Below are 9,669 nucleotides of genomic sequence, written 5' to 3'. Positions count from 1 at the left end.
ACCCATCCCGAACACGACCGTTAAGCCCTCCAGCGCCGATGGTACTTGGACCGAAGGGTCCTGGGAGAGTAGGACGCCGCCAAGCGAAGGACCACTGTTGATGTATAATCGACGGTGGTTTTTTTATCCCTATTTGTGGATATCTTTTTGAATCCGGAAAATTTCATCCACAATTCTCTCTCTTTTTATATTGGAAAATAGAGTTATGCACAGAAAAAACAATCGATTTTTGTAATTTTGTAGATTTTCACAAAAAGTTCTCCACAAATTCACAAAATAATCCCCATAATACACAGAATGACTTTTAATACGTAATTTGAAGGATCGTATCGTTCCCTGTCTAATATGATATCCACATTGTGAGTAACTTTAGTTGAAAGCGTTTGATGATACACTTCAGCGATGTTTCATGATGTATGGATGATCTGAACCGCTAACTTTACGGACACTTCTCCTCGAATAGATTCCATCCAGGCTACTAGCCTCTGATGACACCTTCTCTCCAATTCCTTGTACTTTTTTAGCAACTACAGCTGTTGTTTCAGATAACAACGATTCTCAGCCTTTACTTGTTCGAGTTCTGAGGCGTACTCAGGACCTTTTCCAAAGCTGTACTGCTAAACTACAGGCTGCTCAAGCCGATGAAGTTCCCTATTACGATACCACGACATCCAAACTTAAAGTTGAGTTACATTCCTGATCCCTAGCTCGTCCATGACCTTCTTCACCGGAATACCTGCTAATCTCATTTTAATCGTCTGCATTTTCACTTCTACAGGGTAACTAACTCGTGTCACCAAAGCAAAAACACCTCCAAGTTGTCCTCCACATCTTACGACATGGTTCCTTTCACTTGAAGGTGTTTTTAATTTGTCTCACATTACGAGGTCAGTCCATTAATGCTGCGACGGGCTTTTTCCATGACTACGATATGGGCAGAAACAGCAGAGTAAACGGCAGGTTGCTGCCAGAGGCCGGGGACAGCCAGATTTCCACCTTTTCCTCCTGGTCCTTCGTTCGGTACAGCACGGTGGCGTTGTTCTGGGAGGGGTCGTTATGCTTGATATCGACGACCCGGTCATTCACCCTCGCTGAGCCCAAGTACCTTCCGCCGCGCGGATTGAAGGCGATGAGCGTGTTCGGCTCGACATGGTTCAGGATGATTTTATACAGGACGCCGTAATTGCCGGAGTTGATGGCAACGCTGTTCAGTATCCCATCCATTCCCTGCTGAAAAGGATCCGTGGTGTTATCGGTGAGCGGCAGGCGCTCCGGCTCTTGTCCAACTTTACCGTCAAACGTGAACACACGGGTAGAATCCGCGAATGTTCCCCGGACGATCGACTCGAATGGGTTCAAGTCAGGCAGGGAGGGCAAAACCGCAATCGGGTCTTGATCCGCCCGGACCATCACCATGGTGTATTCAATCGGCCCGTCACTGGTCAGATCGGCGTTCATCGAGACGATGTCTCCGGGAGGAGCGGCATTGGCATTTAGCTCAGGGAAAAGGGCCACGCTTTCACCAGGTGCAATTTGCTGACTTGGCCGGGCGTTTTCGGTCAGTGTGGACTCCAAATACCTTGATCCGGCCAGCCGCCCGGACAACTCAGGGTATGGTGATGGTCCGGCGAAGCCAACATGCTCAACCTGAATCGATACATCCGTGTCATTCCGATTGGTGGCAATCAGGTAAAATCGCGCTTTGGTGCTGAGGTTGTTTTTGTGATGCACCATCAGGCGGGTCGGCCCGGAAATGGTATCCCGATACAGAATTCCTTCCTGATTGACCGTTTCCGGTCCGCTGGTGCGGAACAAAGTATACGGCTCAGTCTTGTAAGCATACGGCAGTGCCTTATAGGATAAAATCGCCTTGCCGCCAATTTCGAAAGTACTGCCTGGTGGGCCGAAGCGCTTGGCGTATTCTTCCTTGCTGTACATCACGTCGTTTGTAATTTCAATCCGTTTGCTGTATGTCGAGGTTAGCCCGTGTTTGTCGGTCACCGTGAGCTTGATGTCAACCATGCCTGCTTCGAAGAAGGCGGGTTCGTTGTTCACCCATTCGCGGCTGGTAATCGCATCTTCGTCATCGGTACTCTCATCATAGAAGGTCACCGGTTCGCCGATCCGGTATTGATCTTTATCCGTTCTAAAATAAGCATTCGGTGCTTCGTTTTTAGGTGTTTCTGTCGGCGTTTCCGCGCCGGATCCGGAACCCGAGCCTGAATTCAAGCCGCCGGGATACAGTGTGATTTGGTTTCCCGCGAGCGTATATGGGATCTTAAAAGCGGCCGTCAGCGAGGTGAGCGGAACCATCAGGACACCGCGGTCCTCGTAGGCTTCGCCACTCATCATTTGCCGGCTTCCGTTGACATCGTACGTTTTCGTATGTATCCGGTACTGGGCTTCCGTACCGTTTGCGGAGACGCTGATTTTTTTGTCGGCAGCTTGATAGGTGACCTTAAAACCCAGGAACCCGGCGAGGGAGCGGAGGCTGACATAGGTAACCCCTCGCTTCACCACCGAGGAGCGGCTTAAGGTATAGGTAGCCCCGTTATTTTGGATCCGGTTGCTGTTTAGATAGATAACCGTTGCGGGGTTCTGGTTCGCAAGTGAGGCGGAGGCAGACTCTTCTTGTGAGACTTCTGCGAAAACTGGAGATACCTCGTCGGAGGCCAGCAAAATTGAGGCGGTAAGTAGAACGGCTTTTTGGATCTTCATGTTAGTATATAACTCCTTTATGAATTGTAATTGGACAAAATTCAAAAAATACTCCGAGAATACCAAGCGATGGCCTTCATTTTGCGGCGATAATCACCGCTCCCAGCACAATAACGGCGGCCCCGATCCAGCGGTTCAGCGGGACGCTCTCGCCGAAGATATACCAGGCGGCAAAAATGCCGACCGCGTAAGCCAGGCTCTGCAAAGGGTAGGCCAGACTTAAAGGCAGACGTGACAACACGACGAACCACAGCCCTGTGGCCAAGGCGTAAAGCGCAATTCCGAGCAGGATCCATGGCGAGAACAGGACTGAAAAAAAATTGCCGATGTGGATGCCCCCCTGCTGCTGCAGACCGATTTTCCAAACAATCTGCCCGGCGACGAGGAGGATGATGTTGAGCAAAACCATCAGGTAGGCCATGTTAACGAATCACCTCCGCCATCCGGTCGTCGGAGGAAATCTGAGAAGGCTGAACAGACCGGCTATAAGCCTGATCATCGGACCGGTAACGTAACTGCCTGAGTGACGGTTCCGCTGCTTGGTTTGTAACTTTAAGAAGAAGCTCATGGTTTGTATCGAGCGGATCGGTCGAAGCACAATGAAGTCGATTCTCAACAGGATTTTCGATAGACAGCAGCTCATGCTTATTGGTAAAATCATCATCTCGATTAAGAGGTGCCGGATTAGAACCCTCCATCCCCTCGTCCGGATTACCGGCCTTATCTATCGGCATCGCTGCGGCCTCAGCTTCGAGCTTCTTGATGCGCTGCTCTTGCAGCGCTAACGTTTGGGTCAGCACAATAACCCGGTGCGTGAGGGAAGAGACGGCCATCGTCAAATGGAGCAGAATGAACAGCACGGCCACCACGCATAGAAAATAAAGCAGGGACGGGGGATAATAAATATGAATCCACTGCGCGACTACGTCGAGCAAGGACGGAAACAGGGACAGCGCCATCATGATGGCGCTCATCAGGAGCCAAAGCAGCGCGTACTGCTCCCGCAGCTTGCGCTTGCGGATCAAAACCAGGATCGTGCCGGCAAACGCCAGGCTGATGCAAAAACTGATGAAGTAAATATTAAGATTCATAGAGGTTTTCCCACGCTTTCCTTTTCATCGTTTTCATGAGCAGGACGGACAGGATGACCTTGGACATGTAATACACGGACTTTAGCGCCGATATGCTAGACACGCCGCCCTGCCGCTCATTCATGACGACCGGGATTTCGGCAAAGGACAGCTCCCGGTTGTAGAGCAGCATCAGCGCCTCCACCTCGGGATAGTCGGCCGGATATTCCCTTGCAAACAGGGAGATGGCCCTTCTTCCGCACAAGCGGTAACCTGAGGTAGGGTCGGTAACGGTCCTTCCGGTCAACCGGCTCAGAAGGGCTGACAGCAGACCGATGCCCATTTTGCGGGCAAAGGTGGATTGAAAGCCTTGCTTGGTAATAAAACGGGAGCCGATCACCATGTCGGCATCCGTATCGTGCATGGCGGACAGAAGCCGGCTCAGATCGCGCGGATTATGCTGCCCGTCGCCGTCAATCTGCGCGGCGAAGTCGTAATGATGCTCCGCCGCGTAGCGGTAGCCGGTTTGCACCGCGCCCCCGATGCCTAGGTTGCAGGTCAGGTCGATGACATTGGCGCCGGCCGCCCGGGCAATCTGTCCGGTGGCGTCGCTTGACCCGTCGTTGATGACGAGCACATCCGCGTAGGGCGTGTCCTCGTGAAGCCGCTTGATCACCTGTGCGATACCCTCGGCTTCGTTATAGGCAGGCACGATGACGAGAATCTTGAGGGATGGTTTATGAATTTCCGTTCGTCTCGGCATGGGAAACGTCCCCTTTCTGCGAATTGGATGATGGTTGGTCTAGCTTAGTCCATAGCCAGCGGAGGATTGCGGCTCCGATCACCGCATCTATCGTAATAATCAGCGGCATGGCGGTGTAGTTGTAGCGGTACTCGGGCACAAAAGCCAGGCGAGTGACCGTCATGACCGCCAAGATCAGCGTAAGCAGCGTCAACGGCTGCCTCCACTTCCTGAGTGAAGCGATCAAAGCCAGCGGACAGAACCAAACGACCGCCACATGCAGCAGGCTGCCCAGCGGGCTCGGAAGCACGCGGTATAACGGTTTATGGCCGCTGCCGAAGTACATATTAGAATAGATGTACTTGAGCTTGCCGACGGTGTACCATTTCACGAACTGCCACGTGTGCTGCGTAAAGCCGACTTTCAACCGCTCCTTGGCGACTTCCATCTGGGTTTTCCCATGGCGGTCCACCAGGCCGTCTTCGTAGTTTTTATTCGGATAAGTTCCGGCTGCAAACGGATTGACCTGGGTCGAAGCAATGACAACCTCGTGCAGGGATACCATGTTGCGGATCACCCAAGGCGAGAGGACGATGCCCATTCCGATACAGGTGAACAGAAGCAGCTTTATCGTGAGACGGAGTTCTTTTTTCCATAGAAAATGAAACACATACACCGGCGCGATCAGGATCAGAAACTCCGACCGGGTCAGTACCAGCAAGCCCAGGGCGATTCCGCTAAGCAGAGCGAGGGTTCGCGTCTTTTTCTCAAAGGCAGTGAGCTGCAGGCGGATATAGAGAACGAGAAAGAAGCAGGCCAGCGTTTCGGTCAGGACAGCACCGTTGCTCCAGATAAACGGCGGATATACGCTGCTGACGAGCAATACGATCACGGATACCGTTGAACCGGCCAGCTTGCGTGCAGTTGCATACATTAGCCACAACGTCGCCAGACTAAGACCGACCTGGATATACCGAATGTATGGGAACGGGTCATGGTGCTGATAATCCACAAGCTTGTACACAGCTGCCATGAACAGCGGGTACCCCGGGGTAACCTGGGCGTTCGGCTGGGTGTCCTTGTAGGCGTAAATGCCTTTTTCCAGAAGCTGCCGGACCGTGGCATCGTAATTTATGGTGTCGTGCGAAACATGGTGGTTCACCGAGACCAGGAAATCGAGCCGCAAGTACGTTGCCAGTGCAAAAATCAGAAGAACCAGCATCATAAACAGCGGCTTTTTATAAGTGGGTGAAAGCTTCGAAATATTCGTGTTCATTCGGGATTTCTTACTCCTTCCTGGATGGACATGTTATGTACAGGGGATGCGTCCGATACTTAATGTCCTTTTGCTGAATCCAAGAATACCGGAGACTTCTTAATGGGAGCCTACCCAAATGCTTAACAAACGCTTAAGTTTTTCTGTTAAAAATGTGTCTTCGTTCAACTCTTACGGACAGGTTCCGGAAAATCGCCAAAGGGTTTGCCGGCTAAACCGGAGGAATAGTGTTGTGTCAAAAAATCGATATAAACGAAAAAAACTCCCGCCTGACGGCGGGAACGGCTTTTGAGCTTGCTTAGCCCGAACGGAAAGCTCGGGAGAACTCGTTCCAATCCGCTACAAGCAGATCTATCTTTCTGCCGGCAGGGGGATGTATCCTAGAGTCGGTGTATTCCTGCCGGTTGACGAACCGGCCCGCAGCACTTAAGGTGCTCTGTCGACTAGTTCCATGTTATGCATGGTTTAATCATCAGAAAAAAGCGAATGCGTTCAGAGAAACGTAAGGAAGAGAAAGAGAAGGAAGCGAAAAAGGAAAGAAAATAGGAAAGAAAATAGCCGCACTCCTCACACGGGGAGGCGGCTATTTGCCTTGTAACGTATGGAAAAAACCGCTAAGCAGACGCAGCCGGAACGGGGAAACGGGTTTCAAATACGGTTTGCTTGGTAGAACTTTCCACGGAGATTTGTCCTCCGTGTACCTCGATGATGCTTTTCGTGATGGCCAGCCCGAGCCCGGTGCCGCCGGTGGCTTTGGAACGCGATTTTTCGACGCGGTAGAAGCGTTCGAATATATACGGAAGATCCCGTTTTGGAATCGGTTCTCCATAGTTGCAGATGCGCACGCTGACTTGCCCGTCCTCTTGAGCAATGTAAATGTCGATATACTTGCCGCTGTTTCCGTATTTGATCGCATTGGAAATCAGGTTTTCGTAAGCCCGCACCAAATGATCCCCGTCGGCTCGTATCGTCACCGGCTGCTCCGGTGCATGGAGTTGAAGCGTCATGCCCGCCTTATCCAAACTGGGAACGAACTCCTCGGCCAGCTGCCGGAAGAACCCGACCACATCCAGTTCACGCAGATGAAGGGGCAAGCCGTTGTTGATCCGGGTGTATTCGAAAAGATCGTCGACGAGTTTTTTGAGGCTGAGCGATTTTTCATAAGCTATATTCATGTAGTAACGGAGCTCCACCTCATCGGTATAACGATCCTTATCGATGATTTCCAGAAAACCGAGAATGGAGGTCAGCGGGGTTCGCAGGTCATGGGAAACGCCTGTAATCAGATCGTTTTTCGTTTTTTCGGCGTTTCGCTCTTCCTGAATCGAATGGTTTAGCTGTTCGCTCATCGCATTGATGCTGTCCGCAATCCGGCCGAGATCATGATTCTCCCTGACCGGGATTTGATAATCAAAATGCCCCTGAGCGATTTCGGTCAACCCGTGATTTATTTCATCGAGATAGGAGTGCACCTGTTCGGATAAGCTGTTGATGTTTCCTGCGATGGTACCAAGCTCATCGGCGGTTTTTACATCAGTGGAAGCGTGAAATCTGCCGCTTGCCATGTCCTTCAGGACAGCGGCAAGTTCCTTCGCGTAACGAACGAGCGGCCGGGTGGCTGTTATATAGAGAAACGCAAAAAAGCTAACCCCGAATACGACGCCTGTGGTCTTGGAACCGATATGGTTGATCACCCAGATGAGGGGTCGGTTATAGGGCGAATACGTGATCAAATAGGAGGCAAGCAGCCAACCGAGCAGCACGAACAGCAGCGTCAGTCCGGTACAACCGATGAAAATCGCAAGGAACTTCCAACGTATGCCGATATATACCTTGGTGTTCATGGCGTTACACCTCCTTCGCCGATTTCATTTTATAGCCGATGCCCCAGACGGTTTTAATGTAAGCGGGATGCTGGGAGTCTTTTTCGATCTTTTCGCGGAGCTTGCGAATATGGACCATCACTGTGTTTTTTGATTCCATGAACGGTTCGTTCCACACTTCTTCGTAAATTTTATCCATGCTGAGCACGATTCCCTGATTGATCGCAAGCAGTTTCAAAATTTCAAATTCGCGGGGCGTCAGCTTCACCTCCTGGTCATCCACCGTCACGGTATGCGTTGCGATGTTGATCACCAAGTCGTCGATGACGATCTCGTCTTCGGCGGGAGTGCCGCGGTAGTTTAAATGCTTGTACCTGCGGAGCTGCGATTTGACCCTTGCGACCAGTTCCAGCGGATTAAACGGCTTGGTCACATAATCGTCGGCACCGATGCTGAGGCCGGAAATTTTGTCGATATCCTGGCTTTTCGCCGACAGCATAATGATCGGCGTATTGTTCTCCTCGCGGATTTTCATGCATGCTTGAATTCCGTCCATTCGGGGCATCATGACATCGAGAATGATCAGATCCACCGGATGGCTGCGCAGAATGTCCAAGGCTTCCAAGCCGTTGGACGCTTTATATAGAACATACCCTTCATTTTTAAGATAAATTTCAATGAGCTCAATGATTTCTTTTTCATCATCAACAAGCAGGATGGATTCTCTGGACATGCGGTATTTACACCTCTTTGAATAATATAAAGACTAGGAGTATGCTGTATGTATAGAATTATAAACCGGAACCCTTAACATAGAGGGCATGAATTTCTTAACATTTGCTTAATTTCCCGGTTGTTGATGTGGCTTTAGGATAAGCATTCCAATGCTTATTATACATAAAGAAGACTTGAGTCAGGCCGTAATCATGAGGGGAAATTCCGAAAACGAAAAAGGTACGCGCAGGTGTACATGCAATTTTTACTCAAAAGGGAGAGAAAACCATGGGCAACAAGTGGACGGAAACCTATCTGATTCATTCCAACGACATCGATTACAAATCCGAGGCAAGACTGTCAGTGCTCCTGTCATTAGCACAGAGAACAGCCGATGCCGATCTGGAGCAGCTAGGGGCGACGAGAGACCAGATGATCGAAGCGGGCATGGGCTGGATGCTGATAACCATGGATTTGCGCATCGGCCGGATGCCGAAGGCGCTGGAGGAGATCGCGATCGAGACCTGGAATAAAGGACCGAAGGGGGCGCTGTGGCAGCGGGATTTCCGGATCTATGCCGGCGGTGAGATCATTGCTGAAGCATGCAGCATCTGGGCGCTGGTCGACATTCAAAAGCGGAGAATGCTGAGACCTTCCAAATTCCCGTTTGACGTCTATATCAATGAAGAGGACTCTGCCGGTGAAACACCGGATAAAGTCGCCATTCCGGAGGATATCGCCCTTCGGGACGCGTACCGGGCCGTGGTCCGTTACAGCGGGATTGACGCCAATCTGCATTTGAACAACGCCCGTTATGCCGATCTGTGCATGGACACGTTAACCAAGGATGAGCTTGCCGGCCTCACGTGCGCGGGATTCCGAATCACGTATCATCACGAAGCCCGTTTGGGCGATGAAATTCAGGTCAAGAGGTCCGAGGTGGCGGACGGCCGCCTATATGTAAGCGGACAAGCAGCGGACGGAACGCATTATTTTGACGCATACCTTCTATTAAAAGAAACGGACCGCAGCGATGGATAATTCGGCTTGGATCAGGGGATGGCTAAACGGTAAGGGGGGATAAGCATGCCGCATCGTAAACCGCTCAAAATCAACAACCAGCAAAATCGAGCGAGCAGGAAAGAGGAAAACGTAACGCTGCATCCGGATAAAGCTGCTAAATTTCCGCCGAGCCTGAACGAGATTCCGAAGCAGGAACAGGATTAGGCGCACACTGCACCACCCTAAATCCCTTCAGAAAGGTACCGTCACCGGACGTGATGCCCACTGAGGGGATTTTTGTTGTTTTCACGATTTGAACCGAAT

9 protein-coding genes and 1 rRNA gene are annotated in these 9,669 nt (G+C 51.0%); 3 read left to right on the top strand and 7 right to left on the bottom strand.

Going from position 1 to position 9,669, the window contains the following annotated elements; all coding sequences use genetic code 11:
* Positions 1-85: ribosomal RNA gene (rrf, locus tag RJP21_RS29695) — 5S ribosomal RNA — on the top strand; the annotation flags it as partial.
* Between the two features lie 839 nt (positions 86-924).
* On the opposite strand, the gene RJP21_RS29690 is transcribed toward rrf, so the two are convergent.
* The 7 genes from RJP21_RS29690 to RJP21_RS29660 all read right to left on the bottom strand — a co-directional run bounded on the left by RJP21_RS29690 (position 925) and on the right by RJP21_RS29660 (position 8,362).
* Positions 925-2,718 (bottom strand): stalk domain-containing protein, encoded by a 1,794-nt coding sequence (locus tag RJP21_RS29690; RefSeq protein ID WP_310862403.1) that lies wholly within the window; start codon positions 2,716-2,718, stop codon positions 925-927.
* Between the two features lie 76 nt (positions 2,719-2,794).
* Positions 2,795-3,139: an EamA family transporter gene (locus tag RJP21_RS29685; protein ID WP_310862402.1), complete on the bottom strand. Its 345-nt coding sequence runs from the start codon at positions 3,137-3,139 to the stop codon at positions 2,795-2,797.
* A gap of 1 nt (position 3,140) precedes the next feature.
* Positions 3,141-3,809 (bottom strand): DUF2304 domain-containing protein, encoded by a 669-nt coding sequence (locus RJP21_RS29680; RefSeq protein WP_310862401.1) that lies wholly within the window; start codon positions 3,807-3,809, stop codon positions 3,141-3,143.
* Positions 3,799-4,551 carry a glycosyltransferase family 2 protein gene (locus RJP21_RS29675; RefSeq protein ID WP_310862400.1) on the bottom strand — a complete coding sequence of 251 codons (753 nt, stop codon included), beginning with the start codon at positions 4,549-4,551 and terminating at the stop codon, positions 3,799-3,801. Before RJP21_RS29675 ends, RJP21_RS29680 begins: the two co-directional genes overlap by 11 nt.
* Positions 4,526-5,806, bottom strand: a complete 1,281-nt coding sequence (locus RJP21_RS29670) for an ArnT family glycosyltransferase (protein ID WP_310862399.1) — start codon at positions 5,804-5,806, stop codon at positions 4,526-4,528. The genes RJP21_RS29675 and RJP21_RS29670 overlap by 26 nt, the downstream gene beginning before the upstream one ends.
* Before the next feature lie 614 nt (positions 5,807-6,420).
* Positions 6,421-7,650 (bottom strand): sensor histidine kinase, encoded by a 1,230-nt coding sequence (locus tag RJP21_RS29665; protein WP_310862398.1) that lies wholly within the window; start codon positions 7,648-7,650, stop codon positions 6,421-6,423.
* Between the two features lie 4 nt (positions 7,651-7,654).
* A complete protein-coding gene (locus tag RJP21_RS29660) occupies positions 7,655-8,362 on the bottom strand; it encodes a response regulator transcription factor (protein WP_310862397.1) in 708 nt (235 codons plus the stop codon).
* A gap of 269 nt (positions 8,363-8,631) precedes the next feature.
* Here RJP21_RS29660 and RJP21_RS29655 point away from each other — a divergent pair, with 269 nt between their 5' ends.
* Positions 8,632-9,384 (top strand): acyl-[acyl-carrier-protein] thioesterase, encoded by a 753-nt coding sequence (locus tag RJP21_RS29655; RefSeq protein ID WP_310862396.1) that lies wholly within the window; start codon positions 8,632-8,634, stop codon positions 9,382-9,384.
* A gap of 45 nt (positions 9,385-9,429) precedes the next feature.
* Complete coding sequence (locus RJP21_RS29650; protein ID WP_201452252.1) at positions 9,430-9,570, top strand: hypothetical protein; 141 nt, start codon at positions 9,430-9,432, stop codon at positions 9,568-9,570.
* Positions 9,571-9,669 lie beyond the last annotated feature (99 nt).

This window comes from Paenibacillus sp. VCA1 (assembly GCF_031583795.1).
Classification (GTDB): domain Bacteria; phylum Bacillota; class Bacilli; order Paenibacillales; family Paenibacillaceae; genus Paenibacillus_AQ; species Paenibacillus_AQ albilobatus.
The sequence above is the reverse complement of the archived record's forward strand: the minus strand, read 5'-3'. Positions and strand labels throughout refer to the sequence as shown.